The organism is Pseudomonas pichavaramensis (assembly GCF_050473265.1).
GTDB lineage: Bacteria > Pseudomonadota > Gammaproteobacteria > Pseudomonadales > Pseudomonadaceae > Aquipseudomonas.
This window is the reverse complement of the sequence record NZ_JBJKFJ010000017.1, coordinates 1-22,357: the sequence shown is the minus strand read 5'-3', so window position 1 is coordinate 22,357 and position 22,357 is coordinate 1. Positions and strand designations below refer to the sequence as shown.

Genomic DNA, 22,357 nt, shown 5'->3' with positions numbered 1-22,357 from the left:
TCCGGGGAGCCGATGACCAAATTGCTCCGACAGTAGAAGCCTGGTGCGCACGGCGCACCCTACGGGAGGTCTGCGCCATCTAACGTAGGGTGCGCCGTGCGCACCGATCAATCTGCGCGCTATGTCCGTCAACTTTAGCCCGGATGAAATCCGAGGCCGCTGCAGGAATCGCCCCGGATTGCAGCCGGGCTACGGGCGTGTGGCACGGTTGCTTCGATAAAAGCCAGGTGCGCGCGGCGCACCCTACGGGAGGTCTGCGCCATCTGACGTAGGGTGCGCCGTGCGCACCGGCTGTTTTTGCAGCGGGCACAGTCTACAAGCGCCCTACTTCCACCAGTACTCCACCTGCACGCCGAAGTTGGAGCCGTTGCGGGCGCTGCCGAAGGCGCCGTTCTCGGACAGTGCCGAACCGTCGGCCAACAGGTTGGCGGCCCGCTGCGCTGCCTTGTTCCAACTCGCATAGGTGTAATACAGACGAATTTCCGGGCGCTCCCAGAAACCTGGCCCCGCTGGCGACCAGGTCGGCGCGATGGTGAACTTGGTCAGCTTGCGCGTGCCACCGGGCGCCTCAACCTGATCGCGACCGATTTCGCCGACCAGCTTGAACTGCTCGGTAAAGGCGTAGCTGGTGCGGCCGCCGATGGACAACCAGTTCTGATCCGCGCCGTCCGGGCGCTTGTCCTTCTGGTAGACCAGCTGCACCTGGCCGCCGAGACGCGGCGTCATCTGGAAGTCGAAGAACTCCACCAGGCGCCAGCTGCGGTTGCTGTTGTCGAGGGTCGGATCGCCGGTATAGCCCAGGCCGGTGCCCGGCCCGCGCCCGTACTGCAGGGCGAAGGTGTTGACCCCACCGAGGAAGTCCTCCTGCTTGTGCTGCGCGGTCACCGCCCAACCGCTGTGGCTGTCGGTACTGTCGGGCTTGTCGATATAGCTGACACCCACCTCCAGCTCGCCCCCCGGATTGACCTGAAAACCGCCGACGTTGAAATCGTGGCGGTTGATGTAGGGCTCCTGGTCGTAGTTGTCCTTACGCGAAAACACGTAGCTGTACTTGAGGTCACCAATCTTCATCTCGTCGATACCGAAACCGGTGGCGCTCTGGTTCCAGTAGTAGAAGTCGGAGATGTGGATGTCGTTACGCTTGTAGAAACGCCGCCCGGCCCACAGCGAGCCGCCGTTGAGCGCGGGCATGTTGCTCCACTCGGCGTACATCTGGTTCATTCGCGCAGAGCCGTAATCACCGGTGAACTTCGGGGTATGACCGTACTGGTTGTAGAGCTGGGCCATGCCTTCGACGCTGATCACCGAGCCGTCATCCAGGCGAAACAGATCCTGGCGCAGATCGAGCTCGATGTACTGCTCGCATTCGTTGCCGAGACGATACTTCGACTGCGCGCCCGGCAGCTGGAAGCACTGCTGAGTGCCGCCGGTGTCCGCACCACCGATACCGCTGCGCAGGTAACCGGTGAACTCGACGGCCTGTGCCTGCGGTGCGCCGATGGCCAGGGCCAGCAGACAGGGAGCTCCAAGCGAGCGGGTGAAGGTTTGCGGTGTGGTCTTCATCGTTGCTCCTGATTGTTTTTATTGAGCGATGCTGCGGATCACCGCCGCAGCGACGGTTTTTCGTTTCCTTGGTGCGGACGGCGCACCCTGGGTGACTTGGTGCATCGCGCAGCCCGAGTGCAATCCGGGGAGGTTGGTTGGGCAGCCCCAGATTTCATCCAGGCGACACAGCTAACCTCGCTTCAACTGCGCCACCTTGTTGTCAGTGGCCACGCGCTTTTTTGCCAGCAGGCGCTCGCCGCTCCGGGCATCGAACAGCAGCGCCCGACTCGGCTCGAAGCGCAGCGACAGGCTGGCTCCGACCTGGGGCAGCACGTCAGGTGCCAGCCGGCAGCAGACCTTGGTCTGGTTCAGGTTGACGAACACCAGGGTGTCCGGCCCGGTGGGCTCGGTGATCTCCACTTCGGCGCAGATGCTCGGCGCCTCGTCAGAGACCTCGCCAGCCAGCTGGATCTGCTCCGGGCGAATGCCCAGGATCACCTCACGGTTCTCCAGGCCTTGCGCCATGTCGCCCAGCGGCAGTTCGCAGCGCGCCTGGCCGGCGACCCCGAGCGTAGAGTTGAGTGCGGCCCAGTACTGGCCATCGCGGCGTTGCAGCTGTACGGGAATGAAGTTCATCGGCGGCGAACCGATGAAACTCGCCACGAACAGGTTGGCCGGGTCGTTGTAGATCTGCTGCGGCGTGCCGAACTGCTGGATGATGCCGTCCTTCATCACCGCCACCTTGTCACCGAGGGTCATGGCCTCGATCTGGTCGTGGGTGACGTACACCGTGGTGGTCTTCAGACGCTGGTGCATCAGCTTGATTTCGGTGCGCATTTCCACGCGCAGCTTGGCGTCGAGGTTCGACAGCGGTTCGTCGAACAGGTAGATCTTCGGCCGCCGCGCCAACGCCCGGCCCATGGCCACGCGCTGTTGCTGGCCGCCGGAGAGTTGGCCGGGCTTGCGCTGCAGCAGGTGCTCGATCTGCAGCAGCCGGGCCACCCGCGCCACTTCCTCGTCGATGTCGGCCGGCGCCAGATTGCGCATTTTCAGGCCGAAGGCGATGTTGTCGCGCACGTTCATGGTCGGGTACAGCGCGTAGGACTGGAACACCATGGCGATGTCGCGATCCTTGGGGCTCATGCCGCTGATGTCGGCACCATCGACCCGGATCGCGCCGCCGCTGATGTCCTCCAGCCCGGCGATGCAGTTCATCAGGGTGGATTTACCGCAGCCGGATGGGCCGACCAGGATCAGGAACTCGCCGGAGTCGATCGACAACTCGATGTTCTTCAAGGTATCCGGCAAGCCGCTGCCATAGGACTTGTTGACATTGCACAGTTCGAGCGTTGCCATTTACTTCTCCACAGATGAAGGCGTGGGTGTCAGCCTTTGACCGCACCGGCCGTGAGGCCACGCAGGAAATATTTGCCCGCGACGATGTACACCAGCAGCGTCGGCAGCCCGGCGATCATCGCGGCGGCCATGTCGACGTTGTATTCCTTGGCGCCGGTGCTGGTGTTGACCAGGTTGTTCAGCGCCACGGTGATCGGCTGCGCATCGCCACTGGCGAACACCACGCCGAACAGGAAGTCGTTCCAGATCTGGGTGAACTGCCAGATCATGCAAACCATGATGATCGGCACCGACATCGGCAGCAGAATGCGCCCGAAGATGGTGAAGAAGCCGGCGCCATCGAGCCGCGCCGCCCGCACCAGCGCTTCGGGCACGGTGACGTAGTAGTTGCGAAAGAACAGCGTGGTGAAGGCGATGCCGTAGACCACGTGAACCAGCACCAGCCCCGTGGTGGTGTTGGCCAGGCCCAGCTTGCCAAGCGTGAACGAGGCCGGCAGGAGCACGGTCTGGAACGGCAGGAAGCAGCCGAACAGCAACAGCCCGAAGAACAGCTGCGACCCTCGAAAACGCCACATCGACAGCACGTAGCCATTCAGCGCGCCGATCACCGTGGAGATCAGCACGCCCGGCACGGCGATCTTCACCGAGTTCCAGAAGTAGCCGTCGACCACGCCCCAGGCCTTGACCCAGCCGATCAGGGTGACGGTCTCGGGCCAGGACAGCAGGTTGCCGGTGCGAATGTCGTCGGGCGTCTTGATGCTGGTCAGCAGCATCACCACCAGTGGCACCAGATACAGCGCGGCAGCGAACAGCAGGGTGGCGTGGATCGCCAGACGACTGGGAGTGATCGCCCTGACCCGTCGTTTCGCACCGTCTCCCTGGGGCAAAAGGTGATCGGCAGTTCGTCGCGGCGCGACGCTCGCATCAGTCATGACGTTTGCCCCGCAGTTCCGAGTAGAGATACGGCACCAGCAGCGTGAGGATGGCGGCCAGCATCAGCATCGCACTGGCCGAACCGACACCCATCTGGCCGCGGCTGAAGGTGAAGGAGTACATGAACATCGCCGGCAGGTCGGAGGCGTAGCCGGGGCCACCGGCGGTCATCGCCGCCACCAGGTCGAAGCTCTTGATGGCGATGTGCGCGAGAATCATCACCGCGCTGAAAAACACCGGACGCAGACTGGGCAGGACGATGCGCAGGTAGATGGTCGGTAATCCTGCGCCATCCACCTGGGCGGCGCGGATGATCGACTGATCGACGCTGCGCAGCCCGGCCAGAAACAGCGCCATGACAAAGCCCGAGGCCTGCCACACGGCGGCGATCACCAGGCAGTAGATGACCCGGTCCTGATCCACCAGCCAGTCCAGGCGAAAGCCCTCCCAGCCCCAGTCACGCAGCATCTTGTCCAGGCCCAAGCCTGGGTTGAGCAGCCACTTCCAGGCGGTGCCGGTGACGATCATCGACAGCGCCATGGGATAGAGGTAGATGGTGCGGATGAAGCCCTCGCGACGGATGCGCTGGTCCAGCAGCACCGCGAGAAACACGCCGATCACCAGGCTGATGCCGATGAACAGGCCGCCGAACACCAGCAGGTTCTGGCTCGCCACCCACCAGCGGTCGTTGTCCATCAGGCGCATGTACTGCTGCAGGCCGACCCACTTGTAGCTGGGCATGAAGCTGGAGTTGCTGAACGACAGCACCAGGGTCCAGAGGATGTAGCCGTAAAAGCCGACCAACACCACCAGCATGCTCGGCGCCAGCACCAGCTTGGGCAGCCAGCGTTGCAGCACATCCAGAGGTGAGGCCTTGGTCATCTGCGTGGTGAGACTCATCGGGCATTACCAGTTGGCGAAGTGAAATTCGGGCCGAACGATGCCCCGACCAGGCAAGGGCCCAATCGCGCGAGGCAGTATTCGGGATTGGGCCGGCGTGCCGGCCCGCTGGTGCTACTGCGCGGCTTTGATCGCCGCGTAGATCTGCGCGCCGGCCTTGCTCGGGTCGGCGTCTTTCTCGCTCATGAAGTTGCTCACCACATCGAAGATGGCGCCCTGCACGGCGAGGTTGGTGGCCATGCTGTGAGCCATGCTCGGTTCCAGCTTGCCGTTCTGGTCGGCCTCCTGGAAATCCTTCATCGAGGCCTGGGCACAGCTGTCGAACTTGCTCATGTCCAGGTCGGCGCGCACCGGGATCGACCCCTTGTTCTGGTTGAACACATACTGGAACTCGGGCTCCAGGGCGATGCGCGCCAGGGAGTGCTGGGCGGCGATGTCGCCTTCGTTCTTGAGCCTGAACATGGCCATGGAGTCGATGTTGTAGGTGTAGCTGCCAGCCGTGCCCGGCATCGGCACGCACTGGTAATCCTTGCCCGCTACCTTGCCGGCGGCCGTCCATTCGCTCTTGGCCCAGTCGCCCATGATCTGCATGCCGGCCTTGCCGTCGATCACCTGGGCTGTGGCCAGGTTCCAGTCACGCCCGGCGCGGTTATCGTCCATGTAAGTGGAGAGCTTCTTCAGCGCGGTGAATACTTCGGTCATCTGCGGGCTGGTCAGGGTCGCTTCATCGTTTTCGACGAACGCTTTGTGAAAGCCCTCTGCGCCCATGATGCTCAGCACCAGACCCTCGAATACGGTGCTGTCCTGCCAGGGCTGGCCGCCATGGGCCAGGGCGATGAAACCGGCAGCCTTGAGCTTGTCACCGGCGGCATAAAGTTCTTCGAGGGTCGTAGGCGCCTTGTCGATGCCGGCCTTCTCGAACACCTGCGGGTTGATCCACAACCAGTTGACCCGGTGAATGTTCACCGGCACCGCTACGTAGTGGCCGTCGTACTGCATGGTCTTGGAAACGGTCTTCGACAGCAGGCCATCCCAGCCGTTGGCCTTAGCCACTTCATCGAGTGGCGCCAACAGATCCAGCGCGCCCCACTCCTGCAGATCGGGGCCCTTGATCTGCGCTGCCCCCGGCGGGTTGCCGGACACCACACGGGTCTTCAGCACCGTCATGGCGGCGGAACCGGCACCACCAGCCACAGCACCGTCCTTCCAGGTGAAACCGTCCTTTTCGACCAGATCCTGCAGGACCTTCACCGCAGCGGCCTCGCCACCGGACGTCCACCAATGCACCACTTCCACCGTACCTTTGGAGTCGGCAGCCAGGGCGGCGAAGGGGAACAGGGACGCGAGGGAAACGGCAGTGGCGATGCGAGTCATAACGTTCATCGAAGTACCTTTCTTGTTGTTATCGGGCAAGTCGTGGTGCTTGCGTTGTCAGGGAGTGTAATCAGGGCCGTCGGCGGCCCGGGTAACGAAAGGATGCATGAATGTCACCGCCTGGTTACATCCGCGGCCAGCGCCGTAGCCAGGCTCGGCGCCAGCGCCAGACGCGGCAGCAGTAGCGCCTGATAGGCGTGGTACAGATCGGGCTTGCCCGCCCAGATACTGGCGGCCGGCTGGTTGGCGCTGTCGAGTTCGTGATGCCAGCTGCCGCCGCGCAGATCGATGAAATGCTCAGCGATGAAGGTCCAGAACTGCCGATACCACTGCTCGTACACAGCCCCTGCGGTTCGCTGCAGCAGTGCGGCCGCCGCCGCAACCGCCTCGGCATGCACCCAGTGCAAACGTGCGCGTACCACCGGCCGCTTCTCCCAGTCGAGGCTGTAGACCAATCCTGGTGCACCATCGGCCTGCCAGGCGTGATTACAGGCACAGACGAACAGGCCTTCGGCATCGGCCAGCAGCCAGTCAGGCGCAATGCACCCGGCCTGCCTCAGTGCGGCCTCCAGGTGCAGCAGCAGCCGCGCCCACTCGAAGGCATGGCCCGGCGTGCTGCCGTAGGGGCGAAAGGGGTCAGCGCGGTTGTCGGCGTTGTACTCCGGCAGCGCCTGCCACTGCGCATCGAAATGTTCGAGCACCACGTGCCCGCGCACGGCAGCGTGCCGATGGATCACGCGCTCGGCGATGCGCAGCGCACGCTGCAGCCAGAGCACATCGCCAGTGACATCGGCCAGGGCGAGAAAGGCTTCTACACCATGCATGTTGCTGTTGGCGCCGCGGTAAGCCTCCTCATCGCCCCAGTCAGAGGTAAAGCTCTCGCGCAGCGCGCCCTCCCCCTCGCTCCAGAAATGCCGTTCGATGATGCCGATGGCATCGTCCAGCAGCACTTGCGCACCGGGCCGGCCGGCGACCGTGGCGGAGCTGGCGGCCAGGGCGACGAAGGCATGCAGGTAGGCGGACTTGCCGCCGCAACGCGTGGCGTCAGTGAACCAGCCGCCACGCACCTCGTCCCACAGTGCGCCGCGCAGTGCAGCAAGGCCATGGTCGACCAGCACGGCGTGACCGGGAATGCCCTGAATATGCGCCAGGGCGAAACAATGGGTCATGCGCGTGGTGTGAATCAGCTCGGCGACCGCGCCCTCGGGCAGGTGCCCTTGAGCATCGAGCGCAGCGAAGCCCTGCTCGACCTTCGCCCCCCGCGCGAACGGCAACAGGCGCTGGCCTTCGGCAGCCAGCCAGGCGAGATGGGCGGGCTTGCGCAACCAGCTGTCAGCGAGCCAGTCAGGTGTCTTCATCGTGTTGCTCCATGCGGATTCGGCGCCATTCTAGTCAGGGCCCCACAGCGCTCCGGTCACAAAAGCGCGCCCCTTCGTCACACGACGGTGACATTCAGTCCGGCGTTCGTGGCAGACGCAAGGTGACGCGCAAACCGCCCTCACGCAGGTTGCGCAGGCTCACCTCGCCACCATGGCTATGGGCGATGTTGCGCGCGATGCCCAGGCCCAGGCCGTAGCCCTGCTGCTGGCCAGCCAGACGGAAATGCGGTTCGAATACCTGCTCCAGGCGTTGCTCCGGCACGCCAGGACCATCGTCATCGACGTGCAGGACAAAGGCCGCGCCATCGTCCTCGATATGCAGTTGAGCGTTACGCCCATATTTCAAGGCGTTGTCGATCAGATTGCCGATGCAGCGACGCAACGCCAGCGGCTTGCCGGAGTAGGCCGCAAGGGCTTCACCGGCAAGCGTCACGCTGCCAGTGCCCGCAGGCGCCAGGTAAGGCTCGACCAGGCAATGCAACAAGTGGTTGAGGTCCACCGGTTCGATGTTCTCGTGAATGTCGGTGTCCTTCACGCATTGCAACGCGCCTTTGACCAGCAGTTCCAGATCGTCCAGGTCGCGGCCGAACTTGGTCTGCAGGTTGTCGTCGTCGAGCAGTTCGACGCGCAGGCGCAGACGCGTGATGGGCGTGCGCAAGTCATGGGAAATAGCGCTGAACAGCTGCGCGCGTTCGGTCAGGTAGCGGCTGATGCGCTCGCGCATGGCGTTGAATGCACGGGCCACCTCCACCACCTCGCGGCCGCCGCCTTCGGCTACCGGCTCCACCTCGGCGCCCAGCGACATATGCCGCGCGGTGCGCGCCAGGCGCTTGAGCGGGCGACTCTGCAGGTGCACCAGCAGGCCGATGAACAGCAGCAGAAAGGCACTGGTCAGCAGGATGAACCATAACTGCTGGGTCGGCAGGACCGGCTCTTCCAGGCTGGTGTAGGGCTCGGGCAGCAATGACGCGATATACAACCACTCGCCTGGCGCCAGTTGAATCTGCGTCACCAGCACTGGCGGGTTGACCGGTTCCAGGGTCAGAGCGTAGTGCGCCCAAGAACGCGGCAACTCATCAAGCTTCAGCCCGCCATTGAAGATGCGCAGATCATCGGGGCTGACGAAGGTCACCGAGATGTCCGCGGCATTGCCCAGCGACTGGTGCAGCACCTCGGCCACCGCCTCGGTTACTGCCTGTTTGCGTGGCGAGGCCGGCAGCAGCTTCATCTGCAGCGGGCGGTCATTGAGGCTGACCACGAAACGCGTGCCGCCCATGCTGCGCAACTGGTCGAGCACCAGCGGCCGGTAGGCCACCGGCAGCGAGCGAAAATAACGCACGCTGGCCGACATCGAATGCGCCAGGCTGCGTGCGGTGGTCACCAGCCCCTCGAGCTGGGTGGCGCGCAGCTGCGACAGCCAGATCACGCTGGACAGCGTCTGCGCCGCCAATATCGCCAGCAGCGTCAGTAACAGCATGCGTCCCAGCAGCGAGCGCGGCAGCCAGCGCCTGGGGTCAACGGCCATCGCCGGCCTGCATGCTGACCGTGGCCGCCAGTTGGTAGCCGCTGCCACGCACGGTGCGGATCAGCCGTGGCGGCTTGTCGGTATCACGCAGGCGCTGGCGCAGCCGGCTGACGGCCATGTCGACGATACGTTCCAGCGGCATCACCTCTCGGCCACGGGTGGCGTTGCCGATGGTGTCGCGGTCGAGAATCTGCTGCGGATGATCGAGAAAAAGCTTGAGCAAGGCGAAATCGGCACCGGACAGAATTACCTCCTCACCGTCGCGGTGGAACAGCCGATGGCTGACCATATCCAGGCGCCAGTCGTCGAAGGCCAGCACTTCGCCGCTGCGCTCCTGGGTGAACTGGGCGCGGCGCAACAGCGCCTTGATTCGCGCCAGCAGCTCACGCGGGCTGAACGGTTTGCCGAGGTAATCATCGGCGCCCAGCTCCAGGCCGATCACCCGGTCGGCCTCGTCGGAGCTGGCCGTGAGCATGATGATCGGCACCTGGGCGAAGCGCTGGTGTTCGCGCGCCCAGCGGCACAGGCTGAAACCGTCCTCGTCGGGCAGCATCACGTCGAGGATGACCAGGTCGGCCGACTCCGCACACAGACTCTGGCGAAATGTGGCGCCGTCGGCCACCGCACGCACCTGAAAGCCGACGCGGCTCAGGTAGGTATCGAGCAGTTCGCGAATTTCCTGATCGTCATCGACCAACAGTATCGACTTGCCGGGCTGGCTCATGGTCCGCCACCTTTGTTGTTATGCCTGTATCTGGGGTTCTATCGACGACTCTCGCGGATTGCATCCGGGCTATGGTCCGACGCCTGTTGCAAGGCCACGCCGGCACCGGTCAGACCGGGGTACTCGGCCGTCACCAGCCACACCGGAATGCCGTGAAGGTAATGGCTCATACAGCCCTTGTCGCTGAAGCTCTTGGCAAAACCGCTGGCGAGAAAACGCTCGGCGAAACGCGGTACCACGCCGCCGACGATATACACCCCGCCACGTGCACCAAGGGTCAACACGTTGTTGCCGGCGACACGCCCCAGCCAGCCACTGAACTGCTCCAGCACCTCGCCAGCAACAGGTTCGCCCGCCAGGCCGGCCGCGGTGATCGCAGCCGGCGTCGAATGCTGCTGCGGCTGCCCGTCCAGCGTGCAGATCGCCCGGTACAGTGCCAGCAGGCCATTGCCGCTGAGCACGTCTTCGGCGCGCACATGGCCCAGTTGCCGGTGGAGGACCTGCCAGAGCTCGGCCTCACGCGGACTGCCAACCGGCAGGTCGACGTGGCCGCCCTCGCCCGGCAGCACCAGCCAGCGACCATCCTCCAGGCCCAACAAGGTACCGACACCAAGGCCGGTGCCGGCGCCGATCACCAGCGCCGGGCGATCAGCCTGCGCTTCGCCCGGACAGACCTGCAGCCGCTCGTTGTCGCGCAGCCGGGTCATGCCCAAGGCCATGGCGGAGAAATCGTTGATCATCAACAAGCGCTCGACCTGCAGCGCCTCGCAGAACGCCGCACGATCGATACGCCAGTGATTGTTGGTGAAGCGAAACAGATCGCCGCCGACCGGCCCAGCGCAAGCCAGGCATACCGAACCCACGGCGCCGAGGGGCAGGTTCTGGGATTGCAGATAGGCGCTGATGGCCTGTTCCGGACCGGGATAATCGGCGGTCGCCAGAACCTGTACCGCCTCTAGACGATCGTCACGCCACAGGGCGAAGCGTGCGTTGGTGCCACCGATATCGCCGACCAGCGCCAGTTTCACGACAAGGCCTGCATAATCAGGATGCTTCGCGAATCGGCTACCGCGAAAAAGTGAGGCTGCATGCAATCGACTCCAAACTCGAATTATTTTTGTAGTTCAGACAACGCGCACCACAGTAAACCCGAAAATTACGCCTATCAACCTGGACAAAGTAGTAATAACCACAATATCCAGCCAACAAAAGCAGTGGCTCTTGCCACAGTGATCATCACGCATTCAGCCCTCACCATGATCCCGGACAATAGTTGCAAGGCAAACGCAGCCTAGACTCGGCCCTTCCCGAGTCCGCACGGAGAGCTGCAGCATGTCACCCGATATCGTTATCGTCGGCGCCGGCCCGGCCGGCCTTTGCCTGGCCCGCGCCCTGTCCGGGCACGGTTTGTCGATCATGGTGCTGGAGCGTCAGGCCGAGCAGGCACTGGCCGATCCCGCCTTCGACGGCCGCGAGATCGCCCTCACCCATGGCTCGCAGGCGCAGCTCGAACGTCTGGGCCTGTGGGCACGCCTGCCCGCCGAGGATATCGCCGTGTTGCGCGATGCCCAGGTGTTCAACGGCCCCTCGCTGTTCGCCTTGAAAATTCGCGCCGAGCAAGCCGGTGCCGAGCGACTCGGCCATCTGGTGGCCAACCAGGCCATTCGCCGTGCGGCCTATCAGGCGCTGCGCGAATGCAGCGACGTGCAATTGCTGTGTGAAACCAGCGTACGTGCCATCGAGCAAAGCCAGGACCAAGTGAAGCTGGTACTGGAGGACAGTCAGGTGCTGCGACCGCGCCTGCTGGTGGCTGCCGACAGCCGCTTCTCCGAAACCCGCCGTCAACTCGGCATCGGCGCGCAGCTCAAGGATTTCGGCAAGAGCATGCTGGTGTGCCGCATGCAGCACGAACGCGATCACCATCAGGTGGCCTGGGAATGGTTCGGCTATGGCCAGACCCTCGCCCTGCTGCCACTCAACGGTCGCCAGTCGTCGACGGTATTGACCTTGCCGCCGCGCGAGATCGAACGCCTGCAGGCGCTTGACGACGCTACCTTTGCACGGGAAATGGAGCAGCGCTTCGAACGCCGCCTGGGCGCCATGCAACTGGTCGGCAGCCGCCATGCCTACCCGCTGGTGGGCGCCTATGCACGGCGCATGGTCGGCAACCGCTGTGCCCTGCTCGGCGATGCCGCCGTGGGCATGCACCCAGTCACCGCCCATGGTTTCAACTTCGGCCTGATCGGCGTACAGCTGCTGAGCGAGGCGTTGCTGGCCGCCCATGCCAACCGTCAGGACATCGGGGCGGCTGCACCACTGGCGCGCTACGAGCGCCAACTGCGCCTAGCCACCTGGCCGTTGTATCAGGCCACCAACCTGCTGGTGGAGCTGTATACCAACGATCTCCTGCCCGCCCGCCTGGTACGCGGCGCCGGTCTGCGCGTGGCGCAGGGCCTGCTGCCGTTGAAGAAAGGCATCGCCAGGCACCTGACAGCCCAGACCTGAGTTCTGGCGGGCCATAAGCAGCCAATCTGATACGTATCAGACAGCACTTTCTGAGTCTGTTTTGTTTTTTCCGGCTTCCCTACAGTTTCGCCACTCGCGCGGCTGCGCCCGCATTACTGTATGGAAGGTTACCGCGATGCAATCTGCTGCTTCCCATCCGGCCTACAACTACAAGGTCGTCCGCCAGTTCACCCTGATGACCATTTTCTGGGGTGTGGTGGGCATGTGCACCGGCGTGCTGATCGCCGCTCAACTGGTCTGGCCGGAGCTCAACTTCGACACCCCCTGGCTCAGCTTCGGTCGCCTGCGCCCGCTGCACACCAGCCTGGTGATCTTCGGCTTCGCCGGTAGCGCACAGTTCGCCGCCAGCTACTACGCGGTGCAGCGCACCTGCCAGACGCGCCTGTTCTCCGACACGCTGGCCGCCTTCACCTTCTGGGGCTGGCAGGCGACCATCCTGATCATGTTCGTGACCCTGCCCATGGGCCTGACCACCACCAAGGAATACGCCGAGATCGAGTTCACCGGCGCCGTGTGGATGGCCATCGTCTGGGTCGCCTACGGCATCGTCTTCTTCACCACGCTGACGCAACGCAAGACGCGCCATATCTATGTCGGCAACTGGTTCTTCGGCGCCTTCATCCTGGTCATCGCCATCCTCCACGTGGTCAACCACCTGTCGATCCCGGTGAGTTGGTTCAAGTCCTATTCGGTGTATTCCGGCGCCACGGATGCCATGGTGCAGTGGTGGTACGGGCACAACGCGGTGGGGTTCTTCCTGACCACCGGCTTCCTCGGGATGATGTATTACTTCGTACCCAAGCAGGTGAATCGCCCCGTTTATTCCTATCGCCTGTCCATCGTGCATTTCTGGGCGCTGATCACCCTGTACATATGGGCCGGCCCGCACCACCTGCACTACACCGCGCTGCCCGACTGGGCGCAGAGCCTGGGCATGGTGATGTCGATCATCCTCCTGGCGCCGAGCTGGGGCGGCATGGTCAACGGCATGATGACGCTGTCCGGTGCCTGGCATAAGCTGCGCACCGACCCGATCCTGCGCTTTCTGGTGGTGTCTCTGGCCTTCTACGGCATGAGCACCTTCGAGGGCCCGATGATGGCCATCAAGACCGTCAACGCCCTGTCCCACTACACCGACTGGACCATCGGCCATGTGCATGCCGGGGCGCTGGGCTGGGTGGCGATGATCACCTTCGGCTCGCTCTATCACCTCATCCCGAAAGTCTTCGACCGCGACGGCATGTACAGCACCGGCATGATCAACGCGCACTTCTGGCTGGCCACCATCGGCACCGTGCTGTACATCGCCTCAATGTGGGTCAACGGCATCACCCAGGGCCTGATGTGGCGCGCGGTGAATGAGGACGGCACTCTCACCTACTCCTTCGTCGAGGCGCTGGAAGCCAGCCACCCTGGCTTCGTGGTGCGCCTGGTCGGCGGCTTGTGCTTCCTCTCGGGGATGCTGCTGATGGCACTCAACACCTGGCTGACCCTGCGTGCTGGCGAGAAGGCTGTGCAGAACGCACCTGAGGTCGCTCATGCCCGCTGAAGTCTGGTGGATACTCGCGCTGCTGTTGTTCTATCTCGGCGTGCAGATCAGCCTCGGTCGCGCAACGCAGCGCGAACTCGACGAAGCGACCATGCTGCCATTCGTCGATGACCCCGAGGTCGCGCGCCGGGTGGAACGTGACACCGGGCGCAGCACCAGTGGCTGTGCCTGCCCGGGTACCTGCGACGGGCGCTGCGAGCACCTCGGGCAACGCCTGCTGTAGGCGTTCAGACCCACTGATCGTTACGCTTGCGGCGCACGCGCAGCATGGTCGGCAGAATCAGGCCGAGCAGCAATCCGGCACCGGCGATGCTGCCACCGTAAGCCATGTAACGCATCAGCGCCTGTTGCTGCTCGTTGCCCAGTTGCGCTTGGGCATCACGCAGCTGCGAGCGGGTGCTGGTCAGCTCGGCATCCAGCGCACTGCGGGCGGCCTGCAGTTCGTCGATGAGTTTCTTGCGTGAGTCGAGGGTCTCCTGCATGCCCTGCACGCGCGCCTTCCAGGCATCATCGATACCTTTCAGCTCGGCACTCAGGTCAGCGACCTTCTGTTCCAATTGCGGCAGGCGCTCGGCCTGCCCTGGGACCGACTGCAGGTCACGGCTGGGAATCCATACCGAGCTGCCGCTTTCGCTGCGCACCTGGCTGTAATCTCCCTGGGTGCGCAACAGCTCGACCTTCTCCCCGGACGTCAGCGTGCCGACGATGCGATAGCCGTCGGTGGGGCCACTGCGCACGTAGGTATTGAGGCTGTCGCTGACCCAGCGCTGGTTGCTGGCGGCTTCTTCGGCGTGCAACACGGCGCTGCCAAGCAGCCCCCCGACCAGCAGGCAGGCACCCAAGGCACGGGATTGGAGCAAAGCGATGCGACAGGAGAAATGACGGGATAAAAGCATGGAAGGATCTTCACGTGGCTGTCAGACGAACCCGGCGAACGGGATGAACGATGACGGCGAGCACGACAAACGCGCTGCAACACGATACGAGCAGAATCTGCGACGAAGACGCCACACTAGCGGCAATTAGCCATCTAACCCTCCCCGTTCGGGCCGACAGCAGACAGACATTGGCGGGCGGCTTCGAGTTCACTTGATACTGATGATGGGAGATGGACGGAGCAGCGACTCAGCCATTGTGACGCTGGACGAAGGCACAGAAATCCGCCAGCGGCATCGGCCGGCCGAGCAGATACCCCTGGAACTGACTGCAGCCGTTATCCGTCAGAAAGCTGCGCTGCGCCTCGGTCTCCACGCCTTCTGCGATTACCGTCATGCCCATGCTCTGCCCCAGGGCGATGACGGTGCGCACGATGGCTTCGCTGTTGGCATCGGTCAGCACGTCGCAGATGAACGAGCGATCTATCTTCAGCTTGCTCAGCGGCAAGCGCTTGAGATGGCTCAGGGAAGAGAAACCGGTGCCGAAATCATCCAGCGAGAAACGCACGCCGCGCTCGACCAGCGCGTTCATCTTGCGCGTGAGGTCTTCCATGTCGTGCACGATCAGCGTCTCGGTCAGTTCGAGCTCCAGGCGCTGCGCGTCGATACGATGACGTTCGATCAACCCGAGTATCTCGGCAACGAAGCTGCTCTGCGAGAACTGCTTCTGGCTGATGTTCACTGCCAGAGCGATATCGCGGTATAGCGGGTCGTCGTGCCAGCGTCGCAACTGTGCGGCGGTCTGCTCCAGCACCCAATGACCGATGGGAATGATCAAGCCGGTGTTCTCGGCGTGATCGATGAATTCGCCGGGCGCCAGAATGCCCCGCTGCGGGTGCTGCCAGCGGATCAGCAACTCGGCACCAATCACCCGGTTGGCATCGTTCAGTTGCGGTTGGTAGTACAACACGAACTGCTGGTCACGCACTGCCGCGCGCAGATCCCGGTCAAGCTGAGAACGCTCGGCGCTGTCGCTCTGCAGGATATGCAACAGGAAGAAGAACATCGTCATCGCCACTCCCCCCTGCAGCCAGGAGCCGACGATGCGCACGTTGTCCGGTAGCGCGTAGAAATCGGTCGGACGCCAATTGGAAGCAGCCAGTGCCAGGAACAGCAGCAGACATAGCAGGAAAATGCCGTAACGCAGCCAGATCGGCTCGCCGCGAAAAGCCATCAGCGCCGCAACCGACATCGGCAACAGGTACAGGTGAGTAGCACGTGGTGCGGCGGCCGTGGATGGATCGAGCAGCAAGGTGGACGCCACCACGACCACGAGCAATGCGCCAAAAAGAATCAGGTTGGCGCTGAGCGCGCGATTGCGCAGGGTAAGAAAGAAAACAGCCATGCCACTGAGGATGATCGCCAGATCCATCAAGGCAATGGCCTGGTATCCCCGCAGTGAGAAGAACAGCCCCCACAACACGCCCATCATGATCATGACCAGGCTGGCCAGCATGCGCATGCGCCGCTCACGCCGCTGACCGACCAACGCCAGGTCAGCGCCATGCCAGAGCTGGCGCAGCCGTTTGCCGAAGGTCAAAAGTGATGGCATGGCGCAATCCTTATCCGATCACTCTCATTCTTGAAGCTGTTGAGCCGAATGCAAGTTTCCAGCGTCCTTTTGATGCAAGCACGGGCGCCAGCTCATCTGTCGCTCAACCATGGCTAGGTTCAGGGAAGGCACCAACCTCTATACAAATATTGTACAAAATCAAATTATGTACATATATTTACTCTAGATGCCGATTCACAGACCAGGTAGAGGGGTTTCAATCTGCCCCACGAAGCCCTGCGCAATCCGGTAACCCACCTCTCCCCTTTTTGGTTATCGGATTTTTTTATACGGCGCCCACTGCCGCTGGGCCATCCGATCAAACGGCTGGATGCGGCCAATGCCAGCCAAACGGAGGGAGTGAGCATGACGGCCCTGTTTCGACCTCTGACACCAACCCTGCTGGCCATTGCCATGCTGCTCAGCACTACCGCGATGGCCAACACCCAGAGCAGCTGGCGCGAACAAGTGCCGCAAGCAGAGCTGGTTGGCAGCGGCGACTTCAGCTGGTTTGGCTTTTCGGTTTACAACGCCAAGCTGTGGAGCCCGGTGGCAGGCGTGGACTTCTCCCAACCGTTCGCCCTGGAGCTGACCTACCGCCGCGATATCAGCCGGGAAACGCTGGTCGACACCAGTCTCGACGAGATGCGCCGGATCAACGGCGAGCCGCTTGACCACGAGCAACAGAGCGACTGGACCCGGCAGATGCGCCAGGCATTCGTCGATGTCACGGACGGCACACGCATCACCGGCGTATTCCTGCCTGGCGAAGGTTGCCGATTCTACGTCGACGGAAAACTGCAGCACGTCATCGACGACCCTGAATTCGCCCGCGCTTTTTTCTCCATCTGGCTCGATCCGCAGACCCGCAGCCCGAAACTGCGCGCAGCGCTGCTCGGCCTCAACTCATGAGGAACCCCATGAAAGCTCTGTTGATGCTGCTCGGCAGCCTGCTCCTGGTCAGTTGCGGCCAGGTGCCGGTCGAGCGCTACGCGAACGAGAAACCCGCGCTTGACCTGCCCGCCTACTTCTCCGGACCGGTGCAGGCCTGGGGCATGTTTCAGGATCGCTCCGGGGAAGTGATCAAACGCTTCCACGTCGATATCCAGAGCCGCCGCGACGGCGACAAGCTGATCCTCGACGAGCGTTTTCTGTACAGCGACGGCACGCGCCAGCGCCGGGTCTGGACACTTACACCCGACGGCGCCGGACGCTGGATCGGTACCGCGGACGACGTAGTCGGCGAAGCCATCGGGGAGGTTTCCGGCAACGCCCTGCGCTGGCGCTACCACCTCAACCTGCCGGTGGATGACAGCACTTACGTCGTCTACTTCGACGACTGGATGTACCTGATGGACGACGACACGATGATCAACCGCTCGGTCATGAGCAAATTCGGTATCGAACTGGGCCAGGTCACGCTGTTCTTCCGTCGGGGCCCGGCGCAACCATGAAGCTGACCAGCCTGGGCAGTGGCTACCGGGCGCTGGTCATCGGTGCCAGCGGCGCACTTGGCCAGGCGTTCTGCCAGCTGCTACGCGCCGACGCCAACTGTGCGGGTGTGCGCGAGCTGAGCCGCAGCAGCTCTCCGTCGCTGGACCTGGAAGCCCCCGCCAGCATCGCGGAAGCCGCTGCTGCCCTGGCTGATGAAGCGCCTTATCAACTGATCGTGCATAGCGCCGGCCTGCTGCATCGGCCTGGTATCGCTCCGGAGAAAAGTCTGGCGGCGATCGAAGCCGACGCATTGCAGGCCGTGTTCCAGGTCAACGCGCTGGGGCCTGCGTTGGTCCTGCGGCACTTCCTGCCCTTGCTCGACAAACAGGGCGCCATGGCCATGCTATCGGCCAAGGTCGGCAGCATCGGTGACAACCGCCTGGGCGGCTGGTACGCCTACCGCTCGTCCAAAGCGGCGCTGAACATGCTGATCAAGACCGCAGCCATCGAACTGGCGCGCAGCAAGCCCAAGGCGCGCTTGCTCAGCCTGCATCCAGGCACGGTGATTTCGCCCTTGTCGCAGCCCTTTCGCGGAGCGGCTGCAGCACGCCCAGCCGAACAGGCCGCGAGAGCGTTGCTGCAGGTAATCGACAGCCTGGGGCCAGAGCACAGCGGCAGCTTTCATGCCTACGATGGGCAGCCGCTGCCCTGGTAGGGACGTTTACAAGCCACCGAACAGGTCGAAGGAATCGAGCAGGCGCCAGGCGATTTCCGGCTTTTTCTCCATGGCCCGGCGAATCGCGGCGGGAATGCTCTGCTGCGTCTTGCGGCACAGTCCCGGATGCGCCTCGAAGTGCATGTGAATCCCGCGCATGCTGCGCACCTCGCCATGACTGGGTTCGATCTGCAAACGAATACCCAGTTGCTCGTACATGCGCTGCTGCATGCGCTGCAGATCCTCCAGACTTTGCAGCCCCTCCAGACGCTCGAGCAGGCGCTGCTCCTCCTGTCGGGTCAACAGCAGCACACGCGTGTCGGCCCCCGGGCTGTCCAGCAGTTCGTCACGCTGACAGTCGCAGGCACCCGGCGGGCAGGGATTACGCATCGGCAGAGGTGAATTCATGATCGGGATGATAGAGCCACGTATCGATGCCCGCCACACTGCGCAACGAGCTTGTGCGCGTCCTACACTCGGTTAAGCTGCTCTCACTTTTCCACCGATGCAAGGATGAACACCATGCTCCGCCTCACTACGCTTGCCGCTGGCCTGCTGCTCTCGGCCAACGTCTTCGCCCTGTCCCTCTCCGACCTGAGCCAGCAGGACGCCAGCGGCGGCCTCAAGGACGCGTTGATTCAGGGCGCCCAGGTTGCAGTCAAGCAACTGGGTACACCCGGTGGCTTTAGCAACAACCCGGACGTACGCATCGAACTGCCGGGCAAACTCGGCAAGGCCGCCAAGACCATGAAGATGATGGGCATGGGCGCTCAGGTCGAGCAGCTGGAAACCAGCATGAACAAGGCCGCAGAGGCCGCCGTGCCACAAGCCCAGGCGCTGCTGGTCGATGCCGTGAAGAAGATGACCGTGGCCGACGCCAAGGCCATTCTCAACGGCGGCAACGACTCGGCCACCCAGTACCTGAACAAGAGCAGCCGCGAGCAGATTCGCGCCAAGTTCCTGCCCATCGTCAAGCAGGCCACCGACCAGGTCGGCCTGGCTCAGCAATACAACGCCTTTGCCGGCCAGGCGGCCAGCTTCGGTGTGGTCGACGCCAAGAGCAGCACGGTGGAAGGCTATGTCACCGAGCAAGCCCTCGATGGCCTGTTCGAGATGATCGCCAAGCAGGAAGCCGGCATCCGCGAGAACCCGGCCGCTGCCGCCACCAGCCTGGCGAAGAAGGTGTTCGGCGCGCTGTGAGCGCGGCCTGAAGGATTCGCCGCAGCTACGAAGCCTATCGCCCGCCTCGTGGGAACTCCGCTCCGAGGCGAAACGCGTGCAGCCATTCGGTGTACAGGGTATTCGCTGCGGGGCGCAACTCCCACGAAAAGCGACCTGATTAGTAATAAGCTCCGGCCTGCTAAGCGAGCGCCGCTGGAGCAGCCCTGTAGCCCGGATGAAATCCGGGGCGCTTTGGTATGCCGCCGATCTTTCCCGGATTGCATCCGGGCTACCCGCTTGGCTGAGCTTCGTTGCTAATCAGAAAAAACATGTCGCAATTGGTTGTTGCACCGGGCGGCATAGCGCTTTAGCCGCGAAGCTTTATCGACGGTTCGAAAATCTTCGCGGCTAAAGCCGCTCCTACAAAAACATATCTCCTCATGCAACAAGCAACGGGGAAAGATCCAAACAAAAGCCCCGCCGGGCTTATCGCCAGGCGGGGCTTTTATTTACCTTTGCCGGTCAGGCGCAGGCAGCTTGCATCTGCTTGTGGGTGTCGATGAGGTGCTGTACCACGCCAGGATCGGCCAGCGTAGAGATGTCGCCGAGGGAATCGTACTCGGCAGTAGCGATCTTGCGCAGGATACGGCGCATGATCTTGCCCGAACGGGTCTTCGGCAGCCCCGGCGCCCACTGGATGACGTCCGGCGAGGCGATCGGGCCGATTTCCTTGCGTACCCAGTTCTTCAGTTCCTGACGCAGTTGCTCGGACGGTTCCTCGCCAGCATTGAGCGTGACGTAGACGTAGATGCCCTGACCCTTGATGTCGTGCGGCACACCCACCACAGCAGCCTCGGCCACCTTGGAGTGAGCGACCATGGCACTTTCGATCTCGGCAGTACCCATGCGGTGGCCGGAGACGTTGAGCACGTCGTCGACACGACCGGTGATCCACCAGTAGCCATCCTCGTCGCGACGAGCGCCGTCGCCGGTGAAGTACATGCCCTTGAAGGTCTTGAAGTAGGTGTCGACGAAACGGTCGTGGTCACCGAACAGGGTACGCGCCTGGCCCGGCCAGGAGTCGATGATCACCAGGTTGCCTTCAGCAGGCCCTTCGATGATGTTGCCCAGGTTGTCCACCAGCGCCGGCTGTACACCGAAGAACGGACGCGCAGCAGAGCCCGGCTTCATCGCGTGGGCGCCCGGCAGCGGAGTCATCAGGCAGGCGCCGGTTTCGGTCTGCCACCAGGTGTCGACGATCGGGCAACGGCTCTGACCGACGTTCTCGTAGTACCACTGCCAGGCTTCCGGGTTGATCGGCTCACCGACCGAGCCGAGCAGACGCAGGCTGGAACCATCGGCGCCTTCGACCGCAGCCTTACCTTCGGCCATCATGGCGCGAATGGCGGTCGGTGCGGTGTAGAGGATGTTGACCTTGTGCTTGTCGACGATCTTGGCGACACGGCTCACGTCCGGGTAGTTCGGCACGCCCTCGAACATCACGGTAGTGGCACCGTTGGCCAGCGGTCCGTAGACCAGGTAGCTGTGGCCGGTGACCCAGCCGATGTCGGCGGTGCACCAGAAGACTTCACCGGGACGGTAGTCGAACACGCGCTCATGAGTCAGCGCGGCGTAGACCAGGTAGCCGCCGGTGGTGTGCAGCACACCCTTGGGCTTGCCGGTGGAGCCGGAGGTGTAAAGGATGAACAGCGCTTCCTCGGCGCCCATTTCCTTCGGCGCGCAGACGCTGCCGGCGACCTTCATCAGGTCTTCGTACCAGATGTCGCGGTGCTGGTTCCACTTGATGCTGCCACCGGTGCGGTTGACCACGATGATCTTCTGCACACTGTTGGTTTCCGGGTTGGTCAGCGCGTCGTCGACGTTGGCTTTCAGCGGTACCTTCTTGCCGCCACGCACGCCTTCGTCAGCGGTGATCACCACTTTCGACTTGCAATCGATGATGCGGCCAGCCAGCGCTTCAGGCGAGAAGCCACCGAACACCACGGAATGGATTGCACCGATACGGGCACAGGCCAGCATGGCGACCACGGCTTCCGGAATCATCGGCATGTAGATGGTCACCACGTCGCCGCGGTGAATGTCCTGGCCGCGCAGGGCGTTGGCCAGCTTGCACACTTGCTCGTGCAGCTGGCGGTAGGTGATTTCCTTGTGTTCGGACGGATCGTCGCCTTCCCAGATGATCGCAATCTGGTCGCCGCGCTCTTCCAGATGACGGTCGAGGCAGTTGTAGGACACGTTCAGGGTGCCGTCGGCATACCACTTGATGTCGACATGGTGGTCGTCGAAGGAGGTCTGCTTGACCTTGGTGTAGGGCTTGATCCAGTCGATGCGCTGGCCCTGCTCGCGCCAGAAACCCTCGGGGTTGACCACCGACTGTTGGTACATGGCCTTGTAGGTGGCCTCGTCGGTCAGGGTCCGTGCAGCCACTTCAGGGCGCACAGGGTAAAGAGACGCAGCACTCATGGAATCACCTCGGCGGGTAGTTGTTTTTGTATGGTGTCTTTTGTATCCCCCGACCCTTCGTGAGGCCATTCGACCATGGTCTTACCGCTCTAAGACCATGGTCTTGAAGCGCCACAGACGAATCCCCGGACAATTCGGCAGTAGATTGGCGCAGCACAAAAAAAGCCCGGCACAAGGCCGGGCACAGAGGTAGACGCGGTATCGCCTGCGGCCCTAGCTCATACCCAGCCAGTTCGGCAAGGCCATGGACACGGCCGGGATGTAA

20 protein-coding genes are annotated in these 22,357 nt (G+C 63.1%); 7 read left to right on the top strand and 13 right to left on the bottom strand.

Annotation, left to right across the window (positions count from 1 at the left end):
- Nucleotides 1-324 precede the first annotated feature (324 nt).
- The 9 genes from ACJRW5_RS22395 to ACJRW5_RS22355 form a co-directional block, all read right to left on the bottom strand.
- The gene (locus tag ACJRW5_RS22395) at nt 325-1,563 is read right to left on the bottom strand and encodes a carbohydrate porin (protein WP_484572695.1); all 1,239 of its coding nucleotides are present in this window, start codon (nt 1,561-1,563) and stop codon (nt 325-327) included.
- Nucleotides 1,564-1,734: 171 nt separating this feature from the next.
- Nucleotides 1,735-2,901, bottom strand: a complete 1,167-nt coding sequence (locus ACJRW5_RS22390) for an ABC transporter ATP-binding protein (RefSeq protein ID WP_484572694.1) — start codon at nt 2,899-2,901, stop codon at nt 1,735-1,737.
- A gap of 29 nt (nt 2,902-2,930) precedes the next feature.
- A complete protein-coding gene (locus tag ACJRW5_RS22385; protein WP_484572693.1) occupies nt 2,931-3,833 on the bottom strand; it encodes a carbohydrate ABC transporter permease in 903 nt (300 codons plus the stop codon).
- Entirely contained in the window at nt 3,826-4,734 is a 909-nt protein-coding gene (locus ACJRW5_RS22380; RefSeq protein ID WP_484572692.1) for a carbohydrate ABC transporter permease, read from the bottom strand. Before ACJRW5_RS22380 ends, ACJRW5_RS22385 begins: the two co-directional genes overlap by 8 nt.
- 114 nt (nt 4,735-4,848) lie before the next feature.
- Nucleotides 4,849-6,117, bottom strand: coding sequence for an ABC transporter substrate-binding protein (locus ACJRW5_RS22375; RefSeq protein WP_484572691.1), 1,269 nt, complete (start codon nt 6,115-6,117; stop codon nt 4,849-4,851).
- Between the two features lie 104 nt (nt 6,118-6,221).
- The gene (locus tag ACJRW5_RS22370) at nt 6,222-7,466 is read right to left on the bottom strand and encodes a D-mannose isomerase (RefSeq protein ID WP_484572690.1); all 1,245 of its coding nucleotides are present in this window, start codon (nt 7,464-7,466) and stop codon (nt 6,222-6,224) included.
- A gap of 94 nt (nt 7,467-7,560) precedes the next feature.
- A complete protein-coding gene (locus ACJRW5_RS22365) occupies nt 7,561-9,012 on the bottom strand; it encodes an ATP-binding protein (protein WP_484572689.1) in 1,452 nt (483 codons plus the stop codon).
- The gene (locus tag ACJRW5_RS22360) at nt 9,002-9,736 is read right to left on the bottom strand and encodes a response regulator (RefSeq protein ID WP_484572688.1); all 735 of its coding nucleotides are present in this window, start codon (nt 9,734-9,736) and stop codon (nt 9,002-9,004) included. The genes ACJRW5_RS22365 and ACJRW5_RS22360 overlap by 11 nt, the downstream gene beginning before the upstream one ends.
- A gap of 38 nt (nt 9,737-9,774) precedes the next feature.
- A complete protein-coding gene (locus ACJRW5_RS22355; protein WP_484572687.1) occupies nt 9,775-10,764 on the bottom strand; it encodes a glucokinase in 990 nt (329 codons plus the stop codon).
- A 304-nt stretch (nt 10,765-11,068) separates the two neighbouring features.
- Here ACJRW5_RS22355 and ubiM point away from each other — a divergent pair, with 304 nt between their 5' ends.
- The 3 genes from ubiM to ACJRW5_RS22340 all read left to right on the top strand — a co-directional run bounded on the left by ubiM (nt 11,069) and on the right by ACJRW5_RS22340 (nt 14,034).
- Entirely contained in the window at nt 11,069-12,241 is a 1,173-nt protein-coding gene (gene ubiM / locus ACJRW5_RS22350) for a 5-demethoxyubiquinol-8 5-hydroxylase UbiM (protein WP_484572686.1), read from the top strand.
- A gap of 136 nt (nt 12,242-12,377) precedes the next feature.
- Nucleotides 12,378-13,811, top strand: a complete 1,434-nt coding sequence (gene ccoN / locus ACJRW5_RS22345) for a cytochrome-c oxidase, cbb3-type subunit I (protein ID WP_484572685.1) — start codon at nt 12,378-12,380, stop codon at nt 13,809-13,811.
- On the top strand, nt 13,801-14,034 hold the full coding sequence (locus ACJRW5_RS22340; protein ID WP_484572684.1) for a cbb3-type cytochrome c oxidase subunit 3: 234 nt from the start codon (nt 13,801-13,803) through the stop codon (nt 14,032-14,034). Before ccoN ends, ACJRW5_RS22340 begins: the two co-directional genes overlap by 11 nt.
- A 4-nt stretch (nt 14,035-14,038) precedes the next feature.
- Here the strand turns inward: ACJRW5_RS22340 and ACJRW5_RS22335 are convergent, their stop codons facing one another.
- Both ACJRW5_RS22335 and ACJRW5_RS22330 read right to left on the bottom strand, forming a co-directional pair.
- Nucleotides 14,039-14,707, bottom strand: coding sequence for a TIGR04211 family SH3 domain-containing protein (locus tag ACJRW5_RS22335; RefSeq protein ID WP_484572683.1), 669 nt, complete (start codon nt 14,705-14,707; stop codon nt 14,039-14,041).
- Between the two features lie 229 nt (nt 14,708-14,936).
- Nucleotides 14,937-16,298 carry a putative bifunctional diguanylate cyclase/phosphodiesterase gene (locus ACJRW5_RS22330; RefSeq protein WP_484572682.1) on the bottom strand — a complete coding sequence of 454 codons (1,362 nt, stop codon included), beginning with the start codon at nt 16,296-16,298 and terminating at the stop codon, nt 14,937-14,939.
- 366 nt (nt 16,299-16,664) lie between these two features.
- Between ACJRW5_RS22330 and ACJRW5_RS22325 the strand changes: the two genes are divergently transcribed.
- Genes ACJRW5_RS22325 through ACJRW5_RS22315 form a run of 3 tightly spaced genes read left to right on the top strand, consistent with a single transcriptional unit; the run spans nt 16,665 to nt 18,447 of the window.
- Entirely contained in the window at nt 16,665-17,210 is a 546-nt protein-coding gene (locus ACJRW5_RS22325) for a chalcone isomerase family protein (RefSeq protein ID WP_484572681.1), read from the top strand.
- Nucleotides 17,211-17,218: 8 nt separating this feature from the next.
- On the top strand, nt 17,219-17,752 hold the full coding sequence (locus tag ACJRW5_RS22320) for a DUF3833 domain-containing protein (protein ID WP_484572680.1): 534 nt from the start codon (nt 17,219-17,221) through the stop codon (nt 17,750-17,752).
- Nucleotides 17,749-18,447 carry an SDR family NAD(P)-dependent oxidoreductase gene (locus ACJRW5_RS22315; protein WP_484572679.1) on the top strand — a complete coding sequence of 233 codons (699 nt, stop codon included), beginning with the start codon at nt 17,749-17,751 and terminating at the stop codon, nt 18,445-18,447. The genes ACJRW5_RS22320 and ACJRW5_RS22315 overlap by 4 nt, the downstream gene beginning before the upstream one ends.
- Before the next feature lie 6 nt (nt 18,448-18,453).
- Here the strand turns inward: ACJRW5_RS22315 and ACJRW5_RS22310 are convergent, their stop codons facing one another.
- A complete protein-coding gene (locus ACJRW5_RS22310) occupies nt 18,454-18,855 on the bottom strand; it encodes a hypothetical protein (protein WP_484572678.1) in 402 nt (133 codons plus the stop codon).
- 114 nt (nt 18,856-18,969) lie between these two features.
- On the opposite strand from ACJRW5_RS22310, the gene ACJRW5_RS22305 reads away from it, so the two are divergent.
- A complete protein-coding gene (locus tag ACJRW5_RS22305; RefSeq protein ID WP_484572677.1) occupies nt 18,970-19,647 on the top strand; it encodes a DUF4197 domain-containing protein in 678 nt (225 codons plus the stop codon).
- Nucleotides 19,648-20,130: 483 nt separating this feature from the next.
- Here the strand turns inward: ACJRW5_RS22305 and acs are convergent, their stop codons facing one another.
- Nucleotides 20,131-22,092: an acetate--CoA ligase gene (gene acs / locus ACJRW5_RS22300; RefSeq protein WP_484572676.1), complete on the bottom strand. Its 1,962-nt coding sequence runs from the start codon at nt 22,090-22,092 to the stop codon at nt 20,131-20,133.
- Between the last annotated feature and the right edge of the window lie 265 nt (nt 22,093-22,357).

Coding starts and splice junctions, on each gene's coding strand:
- ubiM (WP_484572686.1), top strand. CDS start 11,069: ATGTCACCCGATATCGTTATCGTCGGCGCCGGCCCGGCCGGCCTTTGC.
- ACJRW5_RS22315 (WP_484572679.1), top strand. CDS start 17,749: ATGAAGCTGACCAGCCTGGGCAGTGGCTACCGGGCGCTGGTCATCGGT.
- ACJRW5_RS22380 (WP_484572692.1), bottom strand. CDS start 4,734: ATGAGTCTCACCACGCAGATGACCAAGGCCTCACCTCTGGATGTGCTG.
- ACJRW5_RS22320 (WP_484572680.1), top strand. CDS start 17,219: ATGAAAGCTCTGTTGATGCTGCTCGGCAGCCTGCTCCTGGTCAGTTGC.
- ACJRW5_RS22395 (WP_484572695.1), bottom strand. CDS start 1,563: ATGAAGACCACACCGCAAACCTTCACCCGCTCGCTTGGAGCTCCCTGT.
- ACJRW5_RS22340 (WP_484572684.1), top strand. CDS start 13,801: ATGCCCGCTGAAGTCTGGTGGATACTCGCGCTGCTGTTGTTCTATCTC.
- ACJRW5_RS22375 (WP_484572691.1), bottom strand. CDS start 6,117: ATGAACGTTATGACTCGCATCGCCACTGCCGTTTCCCTCGCGTCCCTG.
- ACJRW5_RS22390 (WP_484572694.1), bottom strand. CDS start 2,901: ATGGCAACGCTCGAACTGTGCAATGTCAACAAGTCCTATGGCAGCGGC.
- ACJRW5_RS22325 (WP_484572681.1), top strand. CDS start 16,665: ATGACGGCCCTGTTTCGACCTCTGACACCAACCCTGCTGGCCATTGCC.
- ACJRW5_RS22385 (WP_484572693.1), bottom strand. CDS start 3,833: ATGACTGATGCGAGCGTCGCGCCGCGACGAACTGCCGATCACCTTTTG.
- ACJRW5_RS22330 (WP_484572682.1), bottom strand. CDS start 16,298: ATGCCATCACTTTTGACCTTCGGCAAACGGCTGCGCCAGCTCTGGCAT.
- ACJRW5_RS22335 (WP_484572683.1), bottom strand. CDS start 14,707: ATGCTTTTATCCCGTCATTTCTCCTGTCGCATCGCTTTGCTCCAATCC.
- ACJRW5_RS22305 (WP_484572677.1), top strand. CDS start 18,970: ATGCTCCGCCTCACTACGCTTGCCGCTGGCCTGCTGCTCTCGGCCAAC.
- acs (WP_484572676.1), bottom strand. CDS start 22,092: ATGAGTGCTGCGTCTCTTTACCCTGTGCGCCCTGAAGTGGCTGCACGG.
- ACJRW5_RS22365 (WP_484572689.1), bottom strand. CDS start 9,012: ATGGCCGTTGACCCCAGGCGCTGGCTGCCGCGCTCGCTGCTGGGACGC.
- ACJRW5_RS22310 (WP_484572678.1), bottom strand. CDS start 18,855: ATGAATTCACCTCTGCCGATGCGTAATCCCTGCCCGCCGGGTGCCTGC.
- ccoN (WP_484572685.1), top strand. CDS start 12,378: ATGCAATCTGCTGCTTCCCATCCGGCCTACAACTACAAGGTCGTCCGC.
- ACJRW5_RS22370 (WP_484572690.1), bottom strand. CDS start 7,466: ATGAAGACACCTGACTGGCTCGCTGACAGCTGGTTGCGCAAGCCCGCC.
- ACJRW5_RS22360 (WP_484572688.1), bottom strand. CDS start 9,736: ATGAGCCAGCCCGGCAAGTCGATACTGTTGGTCGATGACGATCAGGAA.